General features: G+C 68.0%; 21 protein-coding genes. 6 read left to right on the top strand and 15 right to left on the bottom strand.

Annotated elements, in window-relative coordinates; genetic code table 11:
- Positions 1-37: 37 nt before the first annotated feature.
- The 4 genes from RM463_RS15875 to RM463_RS15890 all read left to right on the top strand — a co-directional run bounded on the left by RM463_RS15875 (position 38) and on the right by RM463_RS15890 (position 3,905).
- Complete coding sequence (locus tag RM463_RS15875) at positions 38-1,426, top strand: MFS transporter (protein WP_311430555.1); 1,389 nt, start codon at positions 38-40, stop codon at positions 1,424-1,426.
- 154 nt (positions 1,427-1,580) lie between these two features.
- Positions 1,581-2,231 carry a single-stranded DNA-binding protein gene (ssb, locus tag RM463_RS15880; RefSeq protein WP_311430556.1) on the top strand — a complete coding sequence of 217 codons (651 nt, stop codon included), beginning with the start codon at positions 1,581-1,583 and terminating at the stop codon, positions 2,229-2,231.
- Between the two features lie 40 nt (positions 2,232-2,271).
- On the top strand, positions 2,272-3,159 hold the full coding sequence (locus RM463_RS15885; protein ID WP_311430557.1) for a sugar nucleotide-binding protein: 888 nt from the start codon (positions 2,272-2,274) through the stop codon (positions 3,157-3,159).
- The gene (locus tag RM463_RS15890) at positions 3,153-3,905 is read left to right on the top strand and encodes a lysophospholipid acyltransferase family protein (RefSeq protein ID WP_311430644.1); all 753 of its coding nucleotides are present in this window, start codon (positions 3,153-3,155) and stop codon (positions 3,903-3,905) included. The genes RM463_RS15885 and RM463_RS15890 overlap by 7 nt, the downstream gene beginning before the upstream one ends.
- Positions 3,906-4,047: 142 nt before the next feature.
- On the opposite strand, the gene fabB is transcribed toward RM463_RS15890, so the two are convergent.
- The 10 genes from fabB to RM463_RS15940 form a co-directional block, all read right to left on the bottom strand.
- A complete protein-coding gene (fabB, locus tag RM463_RS15895) occupies positions 4,048-5,265 on the bottom strand; it encodes a beta-ketoacyl-ACP synthase I (RefSeq protein WP_195689221.1) in 1,218 nt (405 codons plus the stop codon).
- 13 nt (positions 5,266-5,278) lie between these two features.
- On the bottom strand, positions 5,279-5,794 hold the full coding sequence (gene fabA, locus RM463_RS15900; protein WP_195689222.1) for a 3-hydroxyacyl-[acyl-carrier-protein] dehydratase FabA: 516 nt from the start codon (positions 5,792-5,794) through the stop codon (positions 5,279-5,281).
- Positions 5,795-5,880: 86 nt separating this feature from the next.
- Entirely contained in the window at positions 5,881-6,171 is a 291-nt protein-coding gene (locus tag RM463_RS15905; RefSeq protein ID WP_311430558.1) for a hypothetical protein, read from the bottom strand.
- Positions 6,164-7,444: a cyclopropane-fatty-acyl-phospholipid synthase family protein gene (locus tag RM463_RS15910; RefSeq protein ID WP_311430559.1), complete on the bottom strand. Its 1,281-nt coding sequence runs from the start codon at positions 7,442-7,444 to the stop codon at positions 6,164-6,166. Before RM463_RS15910 ends, RM463_RS15905 begins: the two co-directional genes overlap by 8 nt.
- 12 nt (positions 7,445-7,456) lie before the next feature.
- Positions 7,457-8,227 (bottom strand): DUF1365 domain-containing protein, encoded by a 771-nt coding sequence (locus RM463_RS15915; protein ID WP_311430560.1) that lies wholly within the window; start codon positions 8,225-8,227, stop codon positions 7,457-7,459.
- The gene (locus tag RM463_RS15920; protein WP_311430561.1) at positions 8,224-9,591 is read right to left on the bottom strand and encodes an FAD-dependent oxidoreductase; all 1,368 of its coding nucleotides are present in this window, start codon (positions 9,589-9,591) and stop codon (positions 8,224-8,226) included. Before RM463_RS15920 ends, RM463_RS15915 begins: the two co-directional genes overlap by 4 nt.
- The gene (locus RM463_RS15925) at positions 9,588-10,373 is read right to left on the bottom strand and encodes an SDR family NAD(P)-dependent oxidoreductase (RefSeq protein ID WP_311430562.1); all 786 of its coding nucleotides are present in this window, start codon (positions 10,371-10,373) and stop codon (positions 9,588-9,590) included. The genes RM463_RS15920 and RM463_RS15925 overlap by 4 nt, the downstream gene beginning before the upstream one ends.
- Before the next feature lie 41 nt (positions 10,374-10,414).
- The gene (locus RM463_RS15930) at positions 10,415-10,855 is read right to left on the bottom strand and encodes a nuclear transport factor 2 family protein (protein ID WP_195689227.1); all 441 of its coding nucleotides are present in this window, start codon (positions 10,853-10,855) and stop codon (positions 10,415-10,417) included.
- Between the two features lie 15 nt (positions 10,856-10,870).
- On the bottom strand, positions 10,871-12,286 hold the full coding sequence (gene phrB, locus RM463_RS15935) for a deoxyribodipyrimidine photo-lyase (protein WP_311430563.1): 1,416 nt from the start codon (positions 12,284-12,286) through the stop codon (positions 10,871-10,873).
- 10 nt (positions 12,287-12,296) lie between these two features.
- The gene (locus tag RM463_RS15940) at positions 12,297-13,220 is read right to left on the bottom strand and encodes a MerR family transcriptional regulator (RefSeq protein WP_311430564.1); all 924 of its coding nucleotides are present in this window, start codon (positions 13,218-13,220) and stop codon (positions 12,297-12,299) included.
- Positions 13,221-13,373: 153 nt separating this feature from the next.
- On the opposite strand from RM463_RS15940, the gene RM463_RS15945 reads away from it, so the two are divergent.
- Positions 13,374-14,279 carry a TIGR01777 family oxidoreductase gene (locus RM463_RS15945; protein WP_311430565.1) on the top strand — a complete coding sequence of 302 codons (906 nt, stop codon included), beginning with the start codon at positions 13,374-13,376 and terminating at the stop codon, positions 14,277-14,279.
- Here the strand turns inward: RM463_RS15945 and rapA are convergent.
- From rapA to speB, 5 genes are all read right to left on the bottom strand, one after another.
- A complete protein-coding gene (gene rapA / locus RM463_RS15950; RefSeq protein WP_311430566.1) occupies positions 14,276-17,224 on the bottom strand; it encodes an RNA polymerase-associated protein RapA in 2,949 nt (982 codons plus the stop codon). The two genes, RM463_RS15945 and rapA, sit on opposite strands and share 4 nt — an antisense overlap.
- Positions 17,225-17,481: 257 nt before the next feature.
- Positions 17,482-18,930 (bottom strand): aldehyde dehydrogenase family protein, encoded by a 1,449-nt coding sequence (locus RM463_RS15955; protein ID WP_311430567.1) that lies wholly within the window; start codon positions 18,928-18,930, stop codon positions 17,482-17,484.
- 46 nt (positions 18,931-18,976) lie between these two features.
- Positions 18,977-20,617, bottom strand: coding sequence for a 5-guanidino-2-oxopentanoate decarboxylase (locus RM463_RS15960; protein WP_311430568.1), 1,641 nt, complete (start codon positions 20,615-20,617; stop codon positions 18,977-18,979).
- A gap of 50 nt (positions 20,618-20,667) precedes the next feature.
- Positions 20,668-22,053 (bottom strand): YjiH family protein, encoded by a 1,386-nt coding sequence (locus tag RM463_RS15965; RefSeq protein ID WP_195689234.1) that lies wholly within the window; start codon positions 22,051-22,053, stop codon positions 20,668-20,670.
- A gap of 92 nt (positions 22,054-22,145) precedes the next feature.
- The gene (gene speB / locus RM463_RS15970; RefSeq protein WP_161424035.1) at positions 22,146-23,096 is read right to left on the bottom strand and encodes an agmatinase; all 951 of its coding nucleotides are present in this window, start codon (positions 23,094-23,096) and stop codon (positions 22,146-22,148) included.
- 230 nt (positions 23,097-23,326) lie between these two features.
- Between speB and RM463_RS15975 the strand changes: the two genes are divergently transcribed.
- Complete coding sequence (locus RM463_RS15975) at positions 23,327-24,814, top strand: sigma 54-interacting transcriptional regulator (protein WP_311430569.1); 1,488 nt, start codon at positions 23,327-23,329, stop codon at positions 24,812-24,814.
- Positions 24,815-24,829 lie beyond the last annotated feature (15 nt).

The following is a 24,829-nucleotide window of genomic DNA, read 5'->3' on the forward strand; positions in this document are numbered from 1 at the left end:
CGCATGACGCCCCCTCCAGGGAAGATACGCTACGCCTATGCGCAAGGTCTCAGGGCTGCTGCTCCCCGCCGAACGGCGCGCCATCACCGGCCTGGCCGGTCTCTACGCCACTCGTATGCTGGGTCTGTTCATGGTGCTGCCGGTTCTCGCGCTGTATGCCGATGACCTGGCCGGCGCCACGCCGCTGCTGGTGGGGCTGGCGCTGGGCATCTACGGCCTGACCCAGGCGGCACTGCAGATCCCCTTCGGGCTGCTCTCCGATCGTCTTGGGCGCAAGCCGGTGATCGCCGCCGGCCTGGTGCTGTTTGTGCTGGGTAGCGTGGTGGCCGCCGCCGCCGACACCATCGGCGGCGTCATCCTGGGGCGCTGCCTGCAGGGCAGCGGTGCGGTGGCCGCGGCGATCATGGCGCTGCTGGCCGACCAGACACGCGAGCAGGTGCGCACCGCGGCGATGGCCACCATCGGCCTCTCCATCGGAGTGGCCTTCGCCGTGGCCATGGTGCTGGGGCCGCTGGTGGCCGCCAGCTTCGGCCTTTCGGGAGTGTTCTGGTTCAACGCCCTCCTGGCTGCCATGGGGCTACCGGTGCTGTGGCGACTGGTGCCGCCCGCGCCGCGCCGGTTGCGTCATCGCGATGTGGGCATCGACCGCGCCCAGCTGGGGCGCACCCTGAGGCGGCTCGACCTGCTGCGCCTGGATGTCTCCATCTTCGCCCTGCACCTGGTGCTGATGGCGATCTTCGTTGCGGTACCCTTCCGGCTGATCGAGGCGGGGCTTCCCTCGGAGCGCCACGGGCTGGCCTATCTGGGCGTGATGCTGCTGGCCTTCGTCGGCATGGTGCCACTGGTCGTGGTGGCCGAGAAGCGTCGACGCATGAAGGCGATGTGCCTGCTGGCCATCTCGGCGATGCTGGTCAGCCTGCTGGGCATGGCCTGGGGCGGCGCCGGTCTCTGGGGGTTGCTGGCCTGGCTGCTGGCCTATTTCATCGGCTTCAACCTGCTCGAGGCCACGCTGCCATCGATGATCAGCAAGCTGGCACCGGCCGGGGCCAAGGGCACCGCGATGGGGGTCTACTCGACCAGCCAGTTTCTGGGGGCCTTCCTGGGTGGCGTGCTGGGGGGCGCCCTGGCCCAGCAGTGGGGACTGTCGGCGGTCTTCCTGGGGGCAGCCGCGTTGGCCGCGGTCTGGCTCGCGGTCATGGTGGGCATGCGCCAGCCACCGCATCTGGTCAGCGAAGTGGTGGCACTCGATGGTGATCACGGCGATGATGCCCTGGAGACTCTGATGGCGAAGTTTGCCGAGGTGGCCGGCGTCGAGGATGTGCTGGTCGTCCCCGAGGAGCGCCTGGCCTATCTCAAGTTGGATCGTCAGCGCCTCGACGAGGAGGCGCTGGCCAGACTGATCGACCCGGGAAGGGAGCGTGCCTGACGGCGCCCTTATCCACGCCGGCCGGCATGACACGCCAGGTGGCGACCCCGGCCCGCGAAACCGTGCATTGATGGCATCTCTTTCCTGACAACACTTTCCTGTACCTCTTTCTGACAACGTTTCTGAAAACTTTTTTGAAAACAAGGAGTCCCTCATGGCCCGTGGCATCAACAAGGTCATCCTCATCGGCAATCTGGGGCAGGACCCCGAGGTTCGCTTCACCCCCTCCGGTACCGCCGTTGCCAATGTCAACCTGGCGACCACCGATACCTGGATGGATCGCCAGAGTGGCCAGCGCCAGGAGCGTACCGAGTGGCACCGTCTGGTGATGTTCAACAAGACCGCCGAGATCGCCCAGCAGTACCTCAAGAAAGGCAGCAAGATCTATGTCGAGGGACGCCTGCAGACCCGCAAGTGGCAGGGCCAGGATGGCCAGGATCGCTATACCACCGAGATCGTGGTCAATGACATGCAGATGCTCGACGGCCGCGCCGGCGGTGGAGACTTCCAGGGGGGCGGCTTCGGCGGTGCCCAGCAGCAGGGTAGCTATGGTGGTGGCCAGCCCCAGCAGGGCGGTTATGGCGGTCAACCCCAGCAGGGCGGCTATGGTAACCAGCCTCAGCAGGGTGGTGCTCCCCAGCAGGGCGGAGGCTTCGGCGGTGGAGCGCCCCAGCGTCCCCCGCAGCAGCCTCCCCAGCGTCCCGCCCAGGGTGGCCAGCCGGGTGGCGGTCAGCAGCAGGGTGGCAACTTCGGGGCGCCCGACCCGGGCAGCTTCGACGACTTCGATGACGAGATCCCCTTCTGATACGTCGATCCGCTGACGCCATGGCGAGAGAGGTGCGCGAGTGAAGCTGCTGGTACTGGATGCCGGACACTGTCTGAGTCTGGCCCTGGCTCGGGAGGCCAATCGCCGCTCGGATACCGAGCTGATCATCGAGGAGAGCCTGACGCCGGACCCCGACTGGCTGGCGGAGGTGGCGCCGGACGCCCTGGTGATTCCGCCGCTGTCGAGGCCGATCATCGCCGCCCCGGCGGAGGTGACGGCGCACGCCGAGACGGTGGAGCGTTGCATGGAGCTGTGTCGAGAGGCGGATATTCCGCTGGTGTGGTGTGTCTCCGACCAGCTCTACGAGGATGGCTTCGCCGAGCCCATCGACGAACATGTCATTCCACGCCCGCGAGACGAGAGCCTGCGACGCCTGGTCGTTACCGGTGATCGCATCCGAGCCGAGCACCCTCACCATCTGATCGTGCGGCTGGGGCCGCTGTTCGCGCTGGAGGGCAGCCACGCCTGGCTCAACGAGTTGATCGATACACTGATCGTTGGCGGTGAGGTGCGCGGTGAGGTCGATGTGACCTGCTGCCCCACCTCGGCCGATGCGGTGGCCATGGCGCTGATCGGCATGCTGCAGCAGCAGCAGTGCGGGGCCGGCGCCTGGGGTAGCTATCATCTGGCGGGTACCGAGCCGGTCAGTATCTATACCTTTGTCTCGGTGGTGCGCACCCAGCTGGCCACCCGACTCGAGGGGCGCGGTGAGAAGCGAGAGCTGGGCCCTCTGCGCGCCCTGCATCATCATCACGACCATCCACTGCGCCGTGTGCTCAACTGCCGACGCGTGCTGGAGGTCTTCGGTGTGCATCAGAAGCCCTGGCGCCTGGAGTTGAGCAATATGCTCGATGCCTGGTGTCTGGCCAATGCGCCGGCGTGCAGCAAGGAGGAGAGCACATCGTGAACGTGCTGCGCAGCCTGATCTTCTACCTGGGCTACTTCATCGCCATGCTGGTGTGTGGCGTGCTGTTTCTGCCGCCGGCGCCCTTCCTGCCGCTGGGCTCTCGCTATCGTCTGCTCAACCTCTACAACCACTTCATCATCAGCTGGTTCCGGCTGGTCGTGGGGGTACGCTACGACTTTCGTGGTCGTGAGAACCTGCCCGATGGCCCCTGTGTGATCCTTGCCAATCATCAGTCCGAGTGGGAGACCGTCTATCTACAGCTGCTGCATCCGCCGGTGTGCACGGTGCTCAAGAAGGAGCTGCTGAATCTGCCGATCTTCGGCTGGGGGCTGCGCCTGCTGCACCCCATCGCCCTGGACCGCTCGCGGCCCTCGCGGGCCATCAAGCAGGTGCTCACCCAGGGCAAGCAGCGCCTGGGAGAGGGACTGTCGGTGCTGATCTTTCCCGAGGGCACCCGGGTCGCCCCGGGCAGCCGCAGGCGCTACAACAAGAGTGGGGCGGTGATTGCCTGCCGTGCCGGGGTACCGGTGGTGCCGGTGGCCCACAATGCCGGCGAGCGCTGGCCAGGGCGCCACTGGGTAAAGAACCCGGGCCGGCTGTCGCTGGTGGTGGGGGCTCCCATCGCCACCGAGGGGCGTAGCCCGGAGGAGGTCCTGCTCGAGGTGGAGGCGTGGATCGAGGCGACTCTCGAAGAGATCTCCGAGGTGCCGAGGCCAGTGGCCGATAGGGCAGTCTCTGCCGTGTGACGCCCGAGGCGACGGATAGCCTGGCTGTCGGGGCTGATCTGGCGACAAGCCCTACGAGCGTGATGCCACTATCGCGAGTGACGAACGCAAGACGGCGCCCCTGAGGGCGCCGTCTTGCGTTGCGATACGCGGCCGAGAGCCATCAGTCGCGGAAGGTCTCCAGCACCAGGCAGGCGTTGGTGCCGCCGAAGCCGAAGCTGTTGGAGAGCACGCGCTCGACCTTCACCCCGTCACGACGCTGGGTCACGATATCGACGCCTTCGGCCTGCTCGTCGAGGGTCTCGATATTGGCCGAGGCGGCGATGAAGTCGTTCTCCATCATCAGCAGCGAGTAGATCGCCTCCTGCACGCCGGTGGCCCCCAGCGAGTGACCGGTCAGCGACTTGGTGGAGCTGATCGCCGGGGTCGCGTCGCCGAACACCTCACGAATCGCCCGTAGCTCGGAAATATCGCCTACCGGCGTCGAGGTGCCGTGGGTGTTGATGTAGTCGATCTTGCCGTCGACGGTGGCCATGGCCTGGCGCATGCAGCGCACGGCTCCCTCGCCGGAGGGGGCAACCATATCGTGACCGTCGGAGTTGGCGCCGTAACCGGTCACCTCGGCATAGATCTTGGCGCCCCGGGCGCGCGCATGCTCCAGCTCCTCGAGCACCAGCATGCCGCCACCGCCGGCGATGACGAAGCCATCGCGGGCCTGGTCATAGGGGCGTGATGCCTTTTCCGGCGTATCGTTGTACTGGGTGGAGAGGGCACCCATGGCGTCGAACAGGCAGGAGAGGGTCCAGTGCTCCTCCTCGCCGCCGCCGGCAAAGACCACATCCTGCTTGCCCAACTGGATCTGCTCCACGGCGTTGCCGATGCAGTGCACGGAGGTGGCGCAGGCAGAGGAGATGGAGTAGTTGATGCCCTTGATCTTGAACGGCGTCGCCAGGCAGGCCGAGACGGTGCTGCCCATGGTGCGGGTGACCCGGTACGGGCCCACGCGGCGCAGGCCCTTCTCGCGCATGACGTCGGCGGCCTCCACCTGGTTGGCGCTGGAGGCGCCACCGGAGCCGGCGATCAGGCCGGTACGTTCATTGGATACCTGCTCCGGCGTCAGCCCCGCGTCCTCGATGGCCTGGGCCATGCTGACATAGGCGTAGGCGGCGGCATCACCCATGAAACGACGCTGCTTGCGATCGATCAGGGCGTCGAGGTCGATATCGACCACACCGGCCACATGACTACGGAATCCGCGCTCGGCGTACTCCTCCTTGAAACGAATACCGGAGCGTCCTTCACGGAGCGCCTCCAGAACCTGCTGCTTGTCGTTGCCCAGGCAGGAGACGATGCCCAGGCCGGTGACTACCACTCGTCGCATGGAAACCTCCTGGTCAGAAGTTCGCGGTGGAGGTGAAAAGGCCGACGCGCAGGTCGTTGGCCTGGTAGATGTCGCGGCCGTCGACGGAAACAGTGCCGTCGGCCATGCCGAGAATCAAGCGCCGGGTGATGATGCGCTTGATATTGATGCGGTAGGTGACCCTCTGGGCATCGGGCAGGATCTGGCCGGTGAACTTCACCTCACCACAGCCCAGGGCGCGACCGCGACCGGGGTGGCCAAGCCAGCCCAGATAGAAGCCCACCAGCTGCCACATGGCATCCAGGCCCAGGCAGCCGGGCATGACCGGATCACCGGGAAAGTGGCAGTCGAAGAACCACAGGTCGGGATGAATATCGAGCTCGGCGATCAGTTCGCCCTTGCCATGCTCCCCGCCATCCTCGGTGATCGAGATGATGCGATCGAGCATCAGCATGTTGGGGGCCGGCAGCTGGGCATTGCCCGGGCCGAACAGTTCGCCTTGCGAACAGGCCAGCAGTTCATCGCGGTTGAAGGAGTGTTGCTTGGTCACAGAGTCATTCCGAGAGTCGAATGTTATTAAGGGCGTAGTCTACTGCCCGTGAAAGGTGAATGCACGTGGTCCGCGCGTTCAGGAGCTCACTGCCCAGGGGTGGGGGGATCGCCCAGTCGCCGGCATGGCCACAGGCAGAGGTCGGCCCGGATAACCACCTGGGCAGGCGGCAGCCAGGGAGCGGGGGACACCTCGGCAAGCTCGGCGCCGGCATGGTAGGAGAGCGGGCCGCCGACGGCACTGCCCAGCAGGCTGCCGTCCAGCACGCTGGCCAGCCAGCCCGCCTCGAAGGCCGGCAGGCTGGCCAGCAGGCGCGGGGTCGAGAGTCGCCGACCCGAGGGTGGCCCAGGCAACGGTTCGGGCATCGGATCAGGCATCGGCCCGGGTGTCGATGAGCGGGGTCGGGCGGGCGCCGGGCTTGGCCAGCAGCAGGTGGCAGGTGCCGATGGAGCGCTCGAGGAAGCCGCCCTCGCAGTAGCTCAGGTAGTAACGCCACATGCGGATGAAGCGTTCGTCATAGCCCAGGTTGCGTACGGTCTCCAGGCTGGCCTCGAAGCGCTGGCGCCATTCACGCAGGGTGCGCGCGTAGTGCGGGCCTATCTCGCTCAGGGACAGCACATTGAGTGAGGTGCTTCGCGTCACCCCCTGCAGGATGGCGTGGTGGGAGGGCAGGAAGCCCCCGGGGAAGATATGGCGCTTGATGAAGTCCATCTCGCGCTTGGCGGCCTCGAAGCGCTGGTCGCGGATGGTGATCGCCTGCAGCATCGCCAGGCCGTCGTCGGTGAGCAGCCGATCCAGGGTGGCCAGGTAGGTCTCCAGATACTGGTGGCCCACCGCTTCGATCATCTCCACCGAGATCAGCCGGTCGTAGCGGCCCTCGAGCTCGCGGTAGTCCTGCATGAGCAGGGTGATACGCTCTCCGAGCCCCTCCTCCTCGATGCGGCGCGCGGTATGGGCATACTGCTCCTCGGAGATGGTGGTGGTGGTGACCCGACACCCGCGGGTCCTGGCCGCGTGGATGGCGAGCCCGCCCCAGCCGGTGCCGATCTCCAGCAGATGGTGGTCGGGGCGCACATCCAGCCGCTCCAGCATGAGGTCCAGCTTGTGGGTGGAGGCCTCCTCCAGGCTCGCCTCGGCGTGGGGGAAGACGGCGCTGGAGTACATGCGGTGTTCGCGGTCGAGGAAGGTGGCAAACAGCTCGTTGCCGATGTCGTAGTGGGCCGAGATGTTGCGTCGTGAACCCGACAGGCTGTTGCGCTGCAGGCGGTAGAGGGCGGTCAACAGCCAGCGTCCCAGGCGCGCTGGGCCGTTCTCGATCTCGCCGTTGACCCGCTCCAGGTTGGCGGCGCAGAGCCGTACCAGCGCGACCAGGTCATCGGTATCCCAGTCGCCATCCATGTAGGCCTCCGCCGCCCCCACGGTGCCGCCCAGCGCCAGGCGCCTCCAGGCCCGACTGTCGCGCACCACCAGGTTGGCCACCAGTGGCCCGCCCCGGCCCAGGCAGTGGCGACGATGTCCCTCGATCAATGCGATCTGGCCGCCCTCCAGGCGGTCCAGCTGGGCCAGCAGGCGCGAGCGTAGCCAGCGTGTCAGGCGGTCGGCGTCGTCCGTCAGGGGACGAGTGGTGTTGGCGGAGCGCAGCGTGTTCACGTCGGTCTCTCCTTACGAACGGTCGGGGCCGGGGTGGTCATGGATCGGTACTCGCTTGGCCCACAGGCGCAGTGCCTCGAAGTGGATGCCGGCCAGGGTCTTGGCCCCCATCCACGGCTGGCGTGCCAGGGTGGTGAGCAGCACGCCACGGGTCGCCGGGCGACCCTCGAGGGTCAGGGTGGCGTCGAAGTGGCGTTCCCCTTCGCGCCAGTTCTCCATATGCATCAGCAGCCGCTCGCCGGGGGTGTTGAAGCGCCAGCGATAGATCATGTCCATGGGGTTGAAGGGCGAGACGTGCATCGCCTTGGTGAACTCGGCCGCATGGGCGTGCCGGCTCGGGTCCACGGCGCAGGCATAGCGGGTGCGCTCGCCCCAGGGGGTGTTGCTCACCTCGCCCAGCACGGCGCGAAGCTCGCCACGGGCATCGAAGGCGTAGTAGAGCGAGATGGGGTTGAAGCCCAGGCCCAGGGTGCGCAGCTGGGTGAGCAGGCAGATGCGCCCGCCGGGAGCATCGCCCAGCTGGCGCGAGAGCTCCTCGCGCACCGCCTGCTCGAGCGGGAGATCCTCGGATACCGGCCCGCCCTTGAGATGATCTTCGCGGCGAAAGCGAGCCAGGGCGGGGCGCCGGGCGCTGAAGCCGGGTACACCGTCGAAAAGCTCGGGCAGCTCACCGAGATCGAGCCAGGCCATCCATGTCCCGTAGGTGAAGGCGTGCTCGCGCGGCAGGAAGCGCCGATGACGCAGCTCGCCGCGATAGACGCGTGAACGGGGCGTGGCGATCATGCGCTCATGCCCCCCTCGACCACTGGGGCGAGCAGGTTGGTGACCTCCTCGGGTCCCGCCTCGTCACCGCCCAGGGCGTGAGCCACGCGCAGGGCGCTCCAGACGCCATCCTCGTGGAAGCCGTTGCGCCAGTAGGCGCCACAGTAGTGGGTGTGAAAGGCGGTGCCGGAGATCTCGGCATGGCGGGCCTTGGCCGCTTCGCCGGCCAGGGTGAACTGTGGGTGGGCATAGGTGAATCGGCCCAGCACCTTCTCCGGCGCGATCGCCTCGCTGTCGTTGAGAGTGACGCAGAAGGTATGCGGGGCTGCCAGGCGCTGCAGGATATTCATGTCATAGGTCACCGAGACGCGCGCCGTCTCGTCGCGACCATCCAGTCGATAGTTCCAGCTCGCCCAGGCGCGGCGGCGGCGGGGCAGCAGGCGGGTGTCGGTATGCAGCACCACCTCGTTGTCCCGGTAGGTCAGTGCGCCCAGGAGCTCGCGCTCGGCGGGGCTGGGGTCCTCCAGCAGCGCCAGGGCCTGGTCGGCGTGGCAGGCCATCACCACCTCGTCGAAGCGCTCCACGCCGAGGGCGCTGCGTACCGCCACGCCGTCACCCAGCCGGCGGATGCCGCGCACCGGTGTCGACAGGCGGATGCGGCCGGCGTAGGGCGCGGTGAGCAGCGGGATATAGCTGCGCGAGCCGCCGACCAGGGTGTACCACCGGGGCCTGTCGTTGACCGAGAGCAGACCGTGGTGGCGGAAGAAGCGCACGAAGAACTGCAGCGGGAAGTCGCGCAGGTCGCTCAGGCTTGCCGACCAGATCGCCGCTCCCATGGGCAGCAGGTAGCGCCTCTGGAAGGCGCCGTCGAAGCCGCGCGCCTCGAGCCATGTACCCAGGGTCATGGCGGGATCGAGTGCGCCGTCATCCATGGCGCGTATCGCCTCGCGGTTGAAGCGCAGGATCTCGCGCAGCAGGCCGTAGAAGCTGGGGCGCAGCAGATTACGACGCTGAGCGAACAGGCTGGTCAGGGTGTGGCCGTTGTATTCGAAGTCGCGGGCGGTCTCATGCACCGAGAAGCTCATCTCGGTGGGTTGGGAGAGCACACCGAGGCGCTGCATCAGGCGCTGAAAGTGGGGATAGGTCCAGTCGTTGAAGACGATGAAACCGGTGTCGATGGCGTAGTGGCGGCCCGCGAGCTCCACATCCACGGTGGCGGTGTGGCCGCCCAGGCATGCATCGGCCTCGAAGAGAGTCACCTCGTGGCGGCCCGACAGGTACCAGGCGGCGGCCATGCCGGCGATGCCGCTGCCGATCACGGCGATGCGCCTGCTGTCCACGGTGTTGGTCTGCCCGGTCGTGGTGAGAGGGGGGCGAGCATTCATCGGGTGTTCTCCGTGGCGGTCTCGGACCGCGTCATGCGTCGCCCCAGCCGGTAGCGCAGCGTGGCGGGCAGGATGCCCATCAGCTTGAGCGGCAGGGTGAAGCGTCGAGGGAAGTGGATGTCCAGGCGGCGGCGGGCGAGGCCGTCGAGGATCGCCTCGGCGGCCTGGTCGACCTCCACCCGCATGGGCATCGGGAAGTCATTGCGGTCGGTGAGTGGCGTGCGCACGAAACCAGGGTGGATCAGGCTGACGTCGATCCTTTCGTCGGCCAGGTCCAGGCGCAGCGACTCCAGGAAGTGACTCAGCGCCGCCTTGGAGGCGCCGTAGGCCTCGGCCCGGGGCAGGGGCAGGTAGGCCGCGGCACTCGAGGTGGCGGCGAGCATCGGGTTCCCGCCCTCGATGCGGGCGCGGCGCAGCAGTGGCAGGGCGGCATCGATGCAGTGGAGGGCGCCGTGGAAGTTGGCGGCGAAGACTCGCTCCACCAGGTCGACGTCGAAGTGGCGAGCATCGAGATATTCACAGGTGCCGGCATTGAGAATCACCAGGTCGAGGCCACCCAGGGAGGCCGCCAGTTGCCGACTGGCGTCGCGTACCGCTCCGCGGTCGGTCACATCCAGCGGCAGTACCAGGGCGTTGGCGCGGCCGGCGGCCAGCTCATCGAGGGCCGCCGTGTTGCGGCCGCTGAGTGCCACGCGGTCGCCGCGGGCCAGCAGGCGTTCGGTCAGGGCGCGGCCGATACCCGAGCTGGCGCCGGTGAGCCAGATGCGCTGGGAGTCGGACATGGGGCCTCCGGGGGTGGTTGCCATGCCCGGGGTCGTTGTCCTCAGGCGTCGAGCTGGCGCTTGATCAGTCGGATGGCACCGCCCAGCAGGGGGAGCCGTTCATAGAGCAGCTCACCGGCATCGAAGTAGTCGCGATGGTGGGCGATCCGTCCGCTGTCATCTTCCGCGAAGGCGAGGTGGGAGCATCCTTCCACCGTGATCTCGCGGCCGCTCTCCAGGCGGGGGTGCACCAGGTGCATGGTCCAGGTGACGAAGGCCTCCCGGCCCAGGCGCTGCCGACTGTGAAAGCGAAATCGGCATTTGGTGACATTTCTGTACAAGGCCGAGAAGTAGCGCTCGAGTGCCTCTATACCCTCGATATGGTGGAGCGGGTCGTGAAAGATGATGTCCTGAGTATAGAACTCGTCCACCTTTTTTGTACAGCTCTTGTCTAGATTTTTAAAGAAGGCGCAGAAGGCCTCCAGCTGAGGGTCGGCTGACATCGGGCGCTCCTTGGTTCAGTCGGCCTTGAGTGCCTTGAAGGCCTCCAGTGCACGCAGCCGCGCCGCCTTGTGGTCGACGATGGGGGGAGGATAGTCGCTGCCGCCGAGCAGATCCCGGGGAGGCGCATGGCGGGCCTTGACGGGCAGTTCGGCCAGCTCCGGCAGCCACTCGGCCAGGAAGGTGCCATCGGGGTCGAAGCGCGTGGACTGGGTGGTGGGGTTGAAGATGCGGAAGTAGGGAGCCGCATCGGTGCCGGTGGAGGCGGCCCACTGCCAGCCGCCGTTGTTGGCGCAGAACTCGCCATCCACCAGGTGGCGCAGGAAGAAGTCCTCGCCTCGGCGCCAGTCGATCAGCAGGTGCTTGCTCAGGAACATGGCGGTGACCATGCGCAGGCGGTTGTGCATCCAGCCGGTGGCGACCAGCTGGCGCATGGCGGCATCGACGATGGGGTAGCCGGTGCGGCCCTCGCACCAGGCGCGGAAGCCTGCGTCGTCATCGCGCCAGGCGAGCCCCTCGGTATGGCGCTGGAAGGCGCGATGCCGACATACGCGGGGAAAGCCCACCGCCACATGACGATAGAACTCGCGCCACACCAGCTCATTGACCCAGGCGGTCAGGCCCGCATCGCCTTCGGCCAGGCTGCCGTCATTCTCGGCGAGCACCGCCTGCAGACATTGACGCCAGGAGATTATGCCCAGTGCCAGGTAGGGCGAGAGCTCGCTGGTGCCGCGGATCGCCGGGAAGTCGCGCTGGTTGGCGTAGTGGCGAGCACGGAAGCGCAGGAAACGCTCCAGACGGTCCGCGGCGGCCTCCTCACCGGCGGGCCACTGGCGGCCATCGATGGGGGTGTCCGCCAATGCCGGAAGGGCGGGCAGCGGGTCGCTCTCGATACCGATGGATGCCTGGGGGGGGGGGGTGTCTGCCAGCGCCAGGCGCTCCGCGCTCAGCTGACGGTGCCAGGCCCGTGCGAAGGGGGTGAAGACCCCGTAGTAGTCGCCCTTGCCGGTGAGCAGCTCTCCCGGGGCGAAGGCCACGGCATCGTGGTGGCCTCGTGCCTCGAGGCCTGCCGCCTGGAAGGCCTCGATCACCGCGGCGTCCCTGGCGAGCTCGTCCACCGGGTACTCGCGATTGAAGTGCACTCTGCCGGCGCCGGTTTCGCGGGCGATGGTCAGCAGCGTTTCCGGGGCCTCGCCGAAGTCGTCGATATCGCGATGCAGCATCGGGATGCCCAGGCCGCGCAGCGCCGTCTCGAGGGCCGCCACGCCGCGGGCGCGGAAGTCGAGCTGGTTGGCGCCATGGCCGTGGCGTTGCCAGTGGGGCAGGGCGCGCAGGTAGACGGCGATCACCGGGCCGCGGTGTGCGGCGGCGGCCAGGGCTCGGTTGTCATGGATACGCAGGTCGCTGCGAAACCACATCAGGGTCGGGGACATATCGGCTCCATCAGGTGGTGGGCAGCAGGGACTGCAGGCGTGTGATCGCCGCGATGAGGTCGTCACCCAGTGCCGCCACGCCGCTGTCGTCGAGTTCGGACTGGCGGATGCGTGCCACCGGCCCGCACAGCCCCAGCGGGACCTCGAGCTGTTCTGCCAGGCGCGGCAGCTGGCGGCGAATGAGGTCGGTGCGTCCGGCATGGCTGCCGGCCAGCAGCACACCGCTGGCGCTCAGGCGCTCCACCGCCAGGGGCAGCTCGCCCAGGGGGGGAGCGGCATCAAGCAGCATGACACTCAGGCCTCGGTCGCCGGCCAGCAGGGCGGCGAGCAGCAGCCACAGGGTGCCGGGATCGTCGGGCAGTGGCATGGCCAGCAGGGTTGGCCCCGTGGCCTGGGCGTTGGTGTGGTAGAGCCGCATGCCGATGCGCGAGCGCAGGAAGGACTCCAGGGTGCGGCGCTGGAGTGCATGGCCCAGGCGCTCGTCACCCCAGCGCTCCTCCAGTTCGTGCAGCGTCGGCGCCCACAGCCCGGCGACACAGGTGGCCACCGGGTAGAGTGCCAGTGACTGGTTGTAGAGGCTCTCCAGGCGCGAGAGATCCATCGCCTCCACGGCCTCGATCAGCCGGCGGCGCTGGGCGGGCCAGTCGCCCGGGGCGGGGGGCGGGGCATCGGGCTCGTCGCTGGTGGGACGGTCGAGCAGCTCGCGCACCTGGCTCACCGGTACGCCACGGTTGAGCCAGCGCAGGATCTGCTCGACCCGCTCGATATCCTCACGGGCATAGAGACGATGCCCCTTGGGAGTGCGGCGCGGCTTGATCAGCGCATAGCGACGCTCCCAGGCGCGCAGGGTCACGGAGTTGACGCCGGTGAGGCGCGACACCTCGCGAATCGGATAGAGCGGGGTGTCGTCGCCGTGCTGGGTCGGCTCGTTCATGTTACGGGGGATCCTCTGTCGGGGCGTTGCCATACGGCGCTGGCGATAAGGGACCGGAGCTGAGTCATGACACCCTCGCAGGATGGTTTTCCGCTAGACTAGCAGAAGTGTACAACAGCTGTATAACTCACCACGGTTTACCAGGAGGTCCGGATGCGAGTGCTGATTACCGGAGGAAGCGGTTTCGTGGGCCAGCGCCTGTGCCAGCGGCTGGTCGAGGCGGGGTATCGGGTGCAGGTGGTCTCGCGAGATCCCGCCGCGGCGCACTCGCGGTTGCCCGAGGCGGTGGATGTGCGACGCTCGGCGCTGGACTTCGTCGATGCCCCGCCCGACGCCCTGGTCAACCTGGCGGGCGAGCCGATCGCCGCCAGGCGCTGGAGTCACGACCAGAAGGAGAAGCTGATCGACTCGCGCCTCAACGCCACCCGTGAGCTGGTGGGGCTCTGCGAGCAGCTGCAGCAGACCGGCACCCGGGTGCCTCGCGTCATGGTGTCCGGTTCGGCGATGGGCTATTACGGCGATCAGGGCGACCGTGAGGTGACCGAGGAGACCCCACCCCACGATGAGTTCGCCCACCGTCTCTGTCGCCGCTGGGAGGAGGCCGCCCTCGAGGCCGAGGCGTTTGGTGTGCGGGTCGCCCTGCTGCGTACCGGCCTGGTGCTGGACCAGGGAGGTGGCAGCCTGGCGAAGATGCTGCCCCCCTTCAAGCTGGGGCTGGGAGGGCGCTTCGGCAGCGGCAGACAGTACATGCCCTGGATCCACCGCGAGGATCTGGTGCGCGCCATTCTCTTCCTGCTCGAGCGCGACGAGCTGGCGGGAGCCTTCAACGGCAGCGCCCCGCATCCGGTCACCAACGCCGAGTTTACCCGCGCCCTGGCCGGCGAGCTGAAGCGCCCGGCGATCTTCCCGGTGCCCGCCGTCGTGCTTCAGACCGCCTTCGGCGAGATGGCGAGACTGCTGCTGACCGGCGCCGATATGCGCCCGGCGCGGCTCCTCGAGGCCGGCTTCGAGTTCCGATTCGAGACGCTGGAGGAGGCACTGGCCGATATCCTGGCCTAGCGGGTTTCTTCCCCCACCGTCACGATGACTCGCACCGCGTCCAGGCGCAGCCGCGCCCCCTCGATGGCCTCGTCCAGGGCGGCGCGCTCGTCGCGTAGTGCGGCCAGCTCCTCCTCGCGCACCGCCGGGTTGCGCCGCGCCAGGGCGGTCAGCCGCGCCAGCTCCCCGTCAAGCTCCTCGCGCATGCGACCCTGGGCGGCCTCGACGATGGAGGGCAGCTCGCGAGCCGCTTCCCCCTCGCCACGGTCGAGCAGACCGCGCAGCACCTCGAGGCGGCTGCGGATCAGGTCCCGAGCCATCGCCTTCTTGACCTTCTGCAGGTTCTTCGAGAGCCCGGTGAAGGAGATCTTGTCGGTCAGGTTGGCCCCGGACTCATCCAGCAGCACGCGCACCGCGGTGGGCGGCAGGAAGCGGTTGAGATGCAGCTTCCTGGGGGCCGGGCAGTGGGTGCGATAGATCAGCTCCACCATCACCCGCCCGGGGGGCAGCGAGGGATGCCGGAGCAGCGCCAGCGCGGTATTGCCCATGCTGCCGTCGAGGATGCGCCCCATCATCTCGCGTACCACCGGATGCTCCCAGGAGAGTCGCTGGACATCGTCACGGGCCAGCGCCCGCGAGCGCGAGAGGGTCGCGGAGAAGCCCTCCTCGCCCTTGGCCAGCCCCGGCAGGCCATCGAGCATCTGCGGGCCGGCCACCAGATGCTGGATATCACCGCCCAGGTCCTGGCTGTCGACGCCGAAGATATCCAGGGCAAGGTCCAGGTAGCGGCGCAGGGCGCGGTCCTCATCCAGCTCGCCGATCGCCGCGGCCACCGCCTCGGCACGCTCGTGCCGGCAGGCGTTGAGCTCCAGCAGGCGGTTGCGGCCGGCATCGCGCTCGGCCAGGCGGCTCTCGAACAGCGCCCGGGTCTCCTCGATGACCTCCTCAAGGGACTCGTCGTCGAGCAGGGCATCGGCCAGGGGATCGCCGAAGGCATCGAAGATCTCGCTGCCGATGCCGTGGGGCGCGCTGAAGGCGTCCATGCCGTCGCGGTACCAGCGCAGCAGCTTCTCGCCGGGACTGGCCTCGAAGACCGGCACGTGAATCTCGATGGCGTGGCGCTGGCCGATACGGTCCAGGCGGCCGATGCGCTGCTCCAGCTGGTCGGGATGCAGCGGCAGGTCGAACATCACCAGGTGGCGGCAGAACTGGAAGTTGCGCCCCTCGGAGCCGATCTCGGAGCACACCAGCACCTGGCAGCCCTCCTCCTCGTCGGCGAAGGCGGCGGCGGCGCGGTCGCGCTCCACCAGCGAGAGTCCCTCGTGGAACACCGGGGCATGGTAGCCACCCAGCACGCGCAGGGCCTCTGCCAGGCCCTCGGCGGTCTCCCGCTCGTGGGCAATCACCAGCACCTTGTCACCGGCCAGTCCGCCTTCGCCGTCATCGGCCAGGCGCTCCAGCAGCCAGTTGACCCGCGGGTCGATCTGCCACCAGGGCTCGCCGTTGAGCGGATCGTCGGAGAGGGCGCGGTACATGGCGTCCAGGTAGATCAGCACCTCGGGGTGATCGAGACCGGTCTCGATCAGCAGGTCGTCGAGGTACTCCTCGTCGCGGCCCAGCTTGCGCAGCACGCGTCGATAGGCGGCCGGGGGGGCAAGCTCCGTCACATGCAGACGGCGCTCGGGGAAGCCCCCCACGTGGCGCCGGCTGTTGCGAAACATCACCCGGCCGGTGCCGTGACGGTCGAGCAGCTGGTCGCGGAGCTGGTCGCGAGCGGCATCGCGCTGGGTGGCGTCGGCCTCGGGGTTGGCCAGGGTGGCAAGCAGCGCCAGGCTGTCGGGTTCGTCGATCACCGCGGCGACCCGCTCGCGCTCCTCGTCGCCGCCGGGCAGGCGCTCCAGGGCGTCGATCGCCTCGGCCACCGCCACATAGTGGGTCTCCTCCTCGCGGAAGGCCGCCAGGCTGTGATAGCGGCCTGGGTCGAGCAGGCGCAGGCGGGCGAAGTGGCTCTCGATGCCCATCTGCTCCGGGGTGGCGGTCAGCAGCAGCAGGCACTCGCTCTCGGCGGCCAGCTGTTCCACGCAGGCGTAGCCGGTGCCGACCTGCTCCGCGCTCCAGTCGAGGTGATGGGCCTCGTCGACGATCAGCAGGTCCCAGGTGCAGGCCTGGGCCTGAGCCTGGCGGTGAGGATTGGCGAACAGCCAGTCCTGGCTGGCCAGGATCAGCTGGCCGGCCTCGAAGGGGTTGGTGTCGCCATGGGCCTGGCTCTGCTGCTCGTCGAGCAGGGTCACCTCGAGGGCGAAGCGACGCAGCAGCTCTACCAGCCACTGATGGGTCAGGCTGTCCGGGACCAGGATCAGGGCGCGCTCGGCGCGGCCGGTGAGCAGCAGGCGGTGCAGGATCAGTCCCGCCTCGATGGTCTTGCCCAGGCCCACCTCGTCGGCCAGCAGCACCCGCGGGGCGTGACGCCGGGAAACCTCGTCGGCGATATAGAGCTGGTGGGGGATCAGGTCGATGCGCGGACCGGAGAGGCCCAGCGCCGGGTTCTGCTCCACGCGGTGGTAGTGGTGCAGGGTGCGAAAGCGCAGGTCGAACCAGTCGTTGCGGTTGACCTGGCCGGTAAGCAGGCGGTCGCGGGCCTGATCGAACTGCATGCTGTCGGCCAGGCGCGCCTCGGAAAGCTCGGTGAGTTCACCCTGTTCGTCCTCGCCGATATAGACGATCAGGCCGCCGACCTCCTTGGTGTCATCGACGGTCAGCGTCCAGCCTTCGGCGGCGCGGATGCGGTCGCCGCTGCCGAAGGCCACGCGCGTCAGCGGGGCCTGGCGGCTGCTGTAGGTGCGGGTTTCCTGGCTGGCGCCGAACAGCACGGTCACGCTGCGCGGGTCACAGTTGAGGATGGTGCCTAGGCCGAGTTCGGCCTCGCCGTCGCTGATCCAACGCTGACCGGGGGTGAAGTCGCTCATGATGCCTCGAGGATGCTGTAACAGGGTGCGCTCACGGCCGCAGGGAAGGGGCGACCTGGACAAAGGCGCGGTATCTTACAGCAAAGCTCGACGCGGCTTAAGCCTCGCACGCTGCCCTTGAGGCCAGAGCCGCTGCCAGGCCCGACGCCGGCGCCTTGATGGGAGGGCCCGCTGGCCCTAGACGCGAACGCCCCGACCGCTGGGCCGGGGCGTCGCTGGTATCGGCGAGGGTATCGACAAGGGTATCGGCGTGGGCCTCAGCCCTGGGGGCCGATCAGGTGCTTGACCTCCAGGTAGCCGGCCAGCCCCCAGGGGCCTAGCTCTCGACCGATGCCGCTGATCCCGAAGCCGCCCCAGCTGGCTTCGGGCATCACCAGCTGCTCACTGTTGAACCAGATGCTGCCGGCGCGCAGGGCACGCCCCACCCGGCGGGCACGCTCGTTGTCTCCCGAGATGACCGTGGCGGCGAGCCCGAAGGGCGAGTCGTTGGCCTGCTCGATCGCCTCGGCCTCGCTGGCCACGCTGCGGGCACACAGCACCGGGCCGAAGATCTCTTCCCGCCACAGACGGCTGCTGGTCGGCACGTCGCGATAGAGCGTCGGGGCGACGAACTCACCTTGGTCGGGCAGGTCGCGATGGCGGCCGTCGCGGACCGCCACCAGCCCTTCGGCCCTGGCGACCTCGAGGTAGCGCTCCACCGCCTCGCGCTGGCGGGCACTGGTCATCGGCCCCATGTCGGTGCCCTCGACCAGAGGATCCCCCAGGGTCAGCGCATCGATGCGCTCGGCCAGCGCCTGGTAGAGCGGCTCCGCCAGCGACTCGTGGACGAGCAGCCGGGAGGTGGCCGAGCAGATCTGCCCGGAGTTGAAGTAGATGCCGGCCATCACCCAGTCGGCGGCGCTCTCTACCTCGGCGTCATCGAGCACCAGGATCGGTGACTTGCCACCGAGCTCCAGCGATACGCCGCGCACGCCGTTGGCGGCGGCCTGCATGACCTTCTCGCCCACCGCGTTGCTGCCGGTGAACGACAGCTTGTCCACACCCGGATGGGCGGACAGCGGCGCACCGATGCCGTCGCCGTCACCATTGAGCAGGTTCAGCACCCCGGCGGGCAGGCCGACCTCCAGGGCGATCTCGGCGAGCACGGCCTCCGGTAGCGGGGTGACCTCGGAGGGCTTGAAGACCACCGTACAGCCGGCGGCCAGTGCCGGGGCAATCTTCCAGGCACTGGTGACCAGCGGGAAGTTCCAGGGAGTGATCAGGCCGACCACCCCGGCGGGGTCCTCGAAGACCCGCGCCTCGATGCCCGCCATGCCGTGCTCGATCCGGCGCCCCTGTCGCTGCTCGAGTGCCTTCGCCTGGCCGGCGTAGTAGCGGTAGCAGGCGATGGCATCGTCCAGATCGATGGCGGCCTCGGCCAGCGCCTTGCCGTTGTTGGTCGACGAGCACCGCACCAGGCGTTCCCGGCGGGCCTCCAGGGCGTCGGCGAAGGCCGCGAGGTAGGCCCCGCGGCGGACGCCACCCTGCGCCTGCCAGCCGGGCAGGGCCGCACGTGCGGCCTGCACGGCGCCGTCCACATCGGCGCTGTCGCCGGCGGTAAGCTCGGCGATCTGGGTCTGGCGATAGGGGTCCATCACCGACAGGCGGCGCTGGCCCCGGCTCTCGACCCATTGGTTGTCGATGAACTGCTGAATCAGTTGTTGCATGCAAAGGCTCCCGGTTGTCTCGGCACCATGCTGGAGGGTGAGGCGGTCAGGCAACGGCCTCGGACCAGGCCGCGGCGTCGATCTCGATCAACATCGGGCCATCCTGGGGACGGTGCGCGATGGCGCGTGCCAGGCCCGCGGGATTGCCGACCCGGCTCGCCGCGCAGCCGAAGCCGGCGGCCAGGGTCTGGAAGTCCGGCGCCTGGATATCGACCCCGAGGCGAGTGACCCCGGCATTGTCCATGAAGCGGCGGATCTCCTCATAGCCCTGGTTGTGCCACAGCAGCACGATGATCGGCAGGCCCTCCTCCACCGCACAGGCCAGCTCGGTGAGGGTGAACATCACGCCGCCGTCGCCGACCAGGGCGACCACCGGCAGTTCGGGCTGGCCGAGGCTCGCCCCCATGGCGGCGGGCAGGCCGTAACCCAGCGTGCCGTAGCCGGTGGAGGCGTTGAAGAAACGCCGCGGGGCGTCCTGGCTCACCAGATGGTTGGCCGCGTAGGTGGTGGCGCAGGAGTCACCCACCAGGATCGCTTCAGGCAGACACTCGCGCAGCGTGTCGAACAGCGGAACATAAGCGCGGAAGGCCGGGTCCTCGGCCAGTGCCAGGGACTCGAGGGCGGCGCGGGTACGATTCCTCCCATCCCGTGCCAGGGGGCGGCCGGCCAGCGCCCGCTCGCAGCTCGTCGCCAGCGCCTCGATGCTCGAGGCGGCGTCGGCCACCAGCGCCAGATCGGCGTGCTGGTTGCGCGCCAGCTGTTCGGGGTCCAGGTCGATGCGGATCAGCCGGCCGCCGAGCTCGAAGCCATCGTCGAACACCACATCGTAGTCGGTCTCGCCAATCTCGGTGCCGATGGCCAGCACCACATCGGCCTCACGCGCCAGCTGGCGCACCGCCGGCAGCGAGGCGTTGGCGCCCAGATCCAGCGGATGGTCGCGGCCGAGCAGCCCCTTGGCGTTGATGGTGGTGACGGTGGGGGCATCGAGCAGCTCGACCAGACGGCGGGCCGCCTGGGGGGCGCCGACGCAGCCACCCCCCAGCAGCACCAGGGGGCGCTCGGCCTCGCTGAGCCAGCTCCGGGCCTGCTCGAGGGCGTGCGGGTCCGGGGCGGCCTTGCTCAGCACGCTGCGGCGAAGGTGGCGTGGGGCGCTGACCGGGGCATCGAACAGATCGATGGGGATCTCGATATGCACGGGCCCCGGGCGGGCACCGTCGAACACCGCAAAGGCACGGGCCAGGACTTCTCCGAGACCCTCCGGGTCGAGCAGGGTGTGGCTGAAGCGAGAGACCCCGGCCATCAGCTCGCGCTGCCCCGGTAGCTCGTGCAGGCGCCCCTGGCCACGACCCAGGGTGTCACGGCGATTGACGCTGGAGATCACCAGCATCGGTATCGAGTCCGCCAGGGCCTGGCCCATGGCGGTGGCGATATTGGTCATCCCGGGGCCGGTGATGATGAAGCAGACACCGGGCTTGCCCGTGGCGCGAGCGTAGCCGTCCGCCATGAAGCCGGCACCCTGCTCATGGCGTGGCGTCACATGGCGAATGCCGCTGCCCTGGTGGTCATGCTCGCCGCCGCCTTCGAGGCCGCGGTAGAGCTCGATGGTATGGACGCCCGGAATCCCGAACACGGTGTCCACGTCGTAGGCGTCGCGCAGCAGGCGGATCAGCAGTTCGGCGCAGGTCATGGATATCTCTCTCCTCAGGGGCATGGTGGGCTCGGGGGCAGGGGGTCCCTTTACCCCACCAGCCAGTGGGCCATGATCACGATGATGGGCAGCGTGATGGCGGTACGCAGCAGGAAGATCACCACCAGTTCCCACAGCTTGAGGGGAATGCGGGACTTCAGTAGCAGGGCGCCGATCTCGGACATGTAGATCAGCTGGGTCAGCGACAGGCAGGCGATAACGAAGCGGGTGAGCTCGCTCTCGATGTCGCTGGCCAGCACCGCCGGCAGGAACATGTCGGCGAAGCCCACCAGGGTGGCCGGTGCGGCGGCCTCGGCTTCGGGCAGGCCCATCCACTCGAGTACCGGCACCATCGGCATGGAGAGCCAGGTAAACAGCGGCGTGAACTCGGCCAGCACCAGCGCCACGGTACCGATGGCGATGACCAGCGGCAACAGGCCGAAGAAGATGTCGGCGACGTTGAACAGGGCCAGGCGGACCAGCTTCAGCGGACCCGGAGCCTTCTCGGCGCGAGCCACGGCGATGCCCAGGCTGTAGCGCAGCAGGCTCTGGTCGCCGGTGTTCTCCTCCTGGATCTGGCAGCCGACCGGCTCATAGTAGTCGTTGGACTTGCGTGACAGGGGTGGCAGGCGAGGCACGATCACGGCAGCCACCAGGCCGGCCACCACCACGGTCAGGTAGAAGGGGATGAACAGATGGTTGATGCCGATGAAGCTGGTCACCAGCAGGGCGAAGGCGATGGAGACGATGGAGAAGTTGGTGGCAACGGCCGAGGCCTCGCGGGCGTTATAGAAGCCCTGCTCGTACTGCTGGGTGGTGATCAGCACGCCCACGGTACCCGAACCCATCCAGGAGGCGGTCGCGTCGATGGCGCTGCGCCCGGGCAGGCCGAAGATCCTGCGGAAGGGGGTACGCACCATGGAGCCGATAAACTCCATGAAGCCGAAATCGACCAGGAAGGGCAGCAGGATGGCGGCGAAGAAGAAGAAGGTCAGCAGGACCGGCGCCAGATCGTTGAGCATCACCCCACCGGTGAAGGAGGCGGTGATCATCTGGGGGCCGACCTGGAAGTAGGTCATCAGCGCGAACGCAGCGCCGAGGGCGCGCATCACCACCCATAGCGGCGAGATGTCGAAGAGCTCCTTCATCGCGCCCTGGCGGGCCCAGCCGGGCCGTGTCAGCTTGACCACCAGGGTCAGCAGGATGGAGAGGCAGAGCACCACGGTGGCGATGGCGGGCAGGGCGTCGCCGAGAGTGGCCTTGAGCCAGTCGGCGGCCAGGCCCATGCCGATGTTGATGGTGTCACCCACCGAGAAGGGCACCAGGAACAGCAGGATGCCGATCAACGAGGGGACGAGGAACTTGATCAGACCGTGGGTGCTCAGCTTGCCCCCTTCGGTCGTGATCTTGTCGGCGGAATGCAGATGGGAGGACATGGGGCGATTACTCATTGATGTTGTAATGGTGGGCGCCCGCTGCGGGGCGCCATCAGGCGGTTGTCGGGGCCGCTCCCTGGCTCCGGGGTGAATCAGTCGCGACGTTTGACGCCGGGCAGGACACACAGCATCTCGTAAAGCAGCGTGGCGCCCATCAGGGCGGTATTGCCGCTCGGGTCGTAAGGCGGCGCCACCTCGACCAGGTCGCCGCCGACGATGTTGAGTCCCTGGGCGCCACGCACGATCTCCAGGCCCTGGGCGGAGGTCAGGCCGCCCATCTCCACGGTGCCGGTACCGGGTGCCACGGAAGGATCGAGGCCATCGATGTCGAAGGAGATATACACCGGGCCGTCGCCCATCTGCTCGCGCACCTCGGCCATCAGCGGCTCCAGCGACTTGTGCCAGCACTGTTCGGCCTGGACGACGCGGAAGCCCTGCTGACGACACCAGTCGAAGTCCTCGGCGGCATAGCCGGTGCCGCGCAGACCGATCTGCACCACGCGGTTGGCATCCAGCAGGCCCTCTTCCTGGGCGCGACGGAAGGGGCAGCCGTGGGCGACCTCCTCACCGAACATGTGCTCGTTGACGTCGGCGTGGGCATCGATATGGATCAGGCCGACCGGGCCATGCTTCCTTGCGATGGCGCGCAGGATCGGCCAGGTCAGGGTGTGGTCGCCGCCCAGGGTCAGCGGAACACAGTCATGAGCCAGGACGTCGTCGTAGAACCGGCTGATGATGTCCAGGTTCTTCGGCAGATTGAAGGTGTTGATCGGCACGTCGCCGATATCCGCCACCTGCAGGCTGTCGAAGGGGGCCGCACGAGTGGCCATGTTGTAGGGCCGCAGCATGCGAGACTCATCGCGAATCTGTCGCGGCCCCAGGCGGGTTCCGGGCCGATTGGAGGTGCCGATGTCCATCGGGATGCCGATAAAGGCGGCATCGAGGCCGGCAGCACTCTCCTGGGTGGGCAGGCGCATCATGGTGGCGGGGCCGCCGAAACGCGGCATGTCGTTGCCGCCGAGGGGCTGGTTGAAGTCGCTCATGCAGGGCTCCTGTGACGCTGATTGATATGCCTGGCCGAGGTAAGGCCGGTGCGATACCCCTGAAAAAGCAGGATGTGTGCCAACGACGATTTCGTTAGACCAAAGATTAAAAAATGAGGCGGGATGATATGGCCCGAGTACGTGAGGGAGGTGAGGGTGATTCAACTCTGGATCGGTGGGTCGGAGTGGCGTGATACAATAATGCATCGCGATCCAGGAATGAATCACCGATGTCCGAGCATGATGCCCTGATCCTCAAGACCATCATCGACACTGCCCACGATCACTTCTTTATCGTCGCGCCCGATGGCCGTATCCGGGATGTCAGTCCCGGGGCGGCGGCGGTCTATGGCATGTCCCGTGAGGCCCTCTGTGCCACCAGCGTTCAGCGGCTGGAGGCCGACGGCGTGCTGACGCCCTCGGTTAGCCTGGAGGTTATCCGAACGGGCAGGCCGGTGCAGCTGGAGCAGCGTACCGGCACCGGGCGGCGGGTCATCGCCCAGGCGCACCCCGTGTTTCAGGACGAGCGTCTGGTGGCGGTGGTGAGCCGCTCAATGGACATGACCGATCTGCAGCTGCTGCAACAGGAGTATGCGCTGCTGCAGCGCCGCTTCAGTGAGCACCTTCGGCGGGGGCATTCGCTGGAGACCGACGCCGAGGCGCTGGAGGCGGAACTGGATGAGCTCGAGGTGAAAAGCCAATTGATGCGTGAGGTGGCCCTGCTGCTGCGCCGGGTCGCCCCTACCGATGCCACCGTGCTGATGCTGGGGGAGTCCGGGGTGGGCAAGACAGCCTTCGCCCGCCAGCTTCACCGCTGGAGCTCGCGTTGCGAGGGACCCTTCATCGACGTCAACTGTGCCGCCATTCCCGAGAGCCTGTTCGAGTCGGAGATGTTCGGCTATCGCCCCGGCGCCTTCTCCGGCGCCGCCCCCGGTGGGCGGATGGGGCTGATCGAGCAGGCCGAGGGCGGCACCCTGTTTCTCGATGAGATCGGCGAGCTGCCCCTGTCGGTGCAGACCAAGCTGCTCAAGACCATCCAGGATGGCTTCATCACTCGGCTCGGCGACAGCGCGCCGAGGCGCGTGGATTATCGCCTGGTGGTGGCCACCAATCAGGATCTCTCGGCGCGGGTGGAGGAGGGGCTGTTTCGGCTCGATCTCTACTATCGCCTGAACGTGATCCCGGTCACCCTGCCGCCCCTGCGCGAGCGTCGTGAGGATATTCCGGGGCTTGTCGAGCGTCAGCTCGAGCGCCTCAATCGCCGCTACGGGCGCGACAAGATGCTGGCGCACAACGTGTGGCAGTCGCTGATGGGCTGGGAGTGGCCCGGCAATGTGCGCGAGCTGGAGAATGTCCTGGAGCGCGCCTGGCTATCGGCGGAGGGCGATGTCATTCGACACCAGGAGCTGGGTGAGCTCCCGCGTCCGATGGCGGAACCGAGCGATGCGGAACTGGCCGAATCGAGCCCCCGGCCGGTGGCGGCCGAGCCTGCCCCGGCGTTGGGGGAGGACGAGTCGCTGGCGTCGGCCCTGGCGCGCACCGAGCGCGACATCCTGGAGAGACTGTGCGGCGAGCTGGACTCGACCTATGCCATCGCCAGACGCCTGGGCATCAGTCAGCCGAGCGTGGTGCGCAAGCTCCGCAAGCATGGCCTGAGGATTGGACGGGTCGAGGAGCGGTCGGCGATCGACAAGGCCGGTGTCGTTTCCCCGCGGTAAGGCGTCCCAGGTGGT

It is taken from the genome of Halomonas sp. LES1 (genome assembly GCF_031846005.1).
GTDB lineage: Bacteria > Pseudomonadota > Gammaproteobacteria > Pseudomonadales > Halomonadaceae > Halomonas.

Bases quoted from the DNA above. Each gene is read 5' to 3' on its own strand.
- RM463_RS15940 (WP_311430564.1), bottom strand. From the start codon at position 13,220: ATGAACGAGCCGACCCAGCACGGCGACGACACCCCGCTCTATCCGATT.
- rapA (WP_311430566.1), bottom strand. From the start codon at position 17,224: ATGAGCGACTTCACCCCCGGTCAGCGTTGGATCAGCGACGGCGAGGCC.
- RM463_RS15960 (WP_311430568.1), bottom strand. From the start codon at position 20,617: ATGACCTGCGCCGAACTGCTGATCCGCCTGCTGCGCGACGCCTACGAC.
- RM463_RS15905 (WP_311430558.1), bottom strand. From the start codon at position 6,171: ATGCCTGATCCGATGCCCGAACCGTTGCCTGGGCCACCCTCGGGTCGG.
- phrB (WP_311430563.1), bottom strand. From the start codon at position 12,286: ATGTCCCCGACCCTGATGTGGTTTCGCAGCGACCTGCGTATCCATGAC.
- ssb (WP_311430556.1), top strand. From the start codon at position 1,581: ATGGCCCGTGGCATCAACAAGGTCATCCTCATCGGCAATCTGGGGCAG.
- RM463_RS15925 (WP_311430562.1), bottom strand. From the start codon at position 10,373: ATGTCCGACTCCCAGCGCATCTGGCTCACCGGCGCCAGCTCGGGTATC.
- RM463_RS15920 (WP_311430561.1), bottom strand. From the start codon at position 9,591: ATGAATGCTCGCCCCCCTCTCACCACGACCGGGCAGACCAACACCGTG.
- RM463_RS15955 (WP_311430567.1), bottom strand. From the start codon at position 18,930: ATGCAACAACTGATTCAGCAGTTCATCGACAACCAATGGGTCGAGAGC.
- RM463_RS15875 (WP_311430555.1), top strand. From the start codon at position 38: ATGCGCAAGGTCTCAGGGCTGCTGCTCCCCGCCGAACGGCGCGCCATC.
- RM463_RS15930 (WP_195689227.1), bottom strand. From the start codon at position 10,855: ATGTCAGCCGACCCTCAGCTGGAGGCCTTCTGCGCCTTCTTTAAAAAT.
- RM463_RS15965 (WP_195689234.1), bottom strand. From the start codon at position 22,053: ATGTCCTCCCATCTGCATTCCGCCGACAAGATCACGACCGAAGGGGGC.
- speB (WP_161424035.1), bottom strand. From the start codon at position 23,096: ATGAGCGACTTCAACCAGCCCCTCGGCGGCAACGACATGCCGCGTTTC.
- RM463_RS15945 (WP_311430565.1), top strand. From the start codon at position 13,374: ATGCGAGTGCTGATTACCGGAGGAAGCGGTTTCGTGGGCCAGCGCCTG.
- RM463_RS15975 (WP_311430569.1), top strand. From the start codon at position 23,327: ATGTCCGAGCATGATGCCCTGATCCTCAAGACCATCATCGACACTGCC.
- RM463_RS15915 (WP_311430560.1), bottom strand. From the start codon at position 8,227: ATGATCGCCACGCCCCGTTCACGCGTCTATCGCGGCGAGCTGCGTCAT.
- fabB (WP_195689221.1), bottom strand. From the start codon at position 5,265: ATGCGACGAGTGGTAGTCACCGGCCTGGGCATCGTCTCCTGCCTGGGC.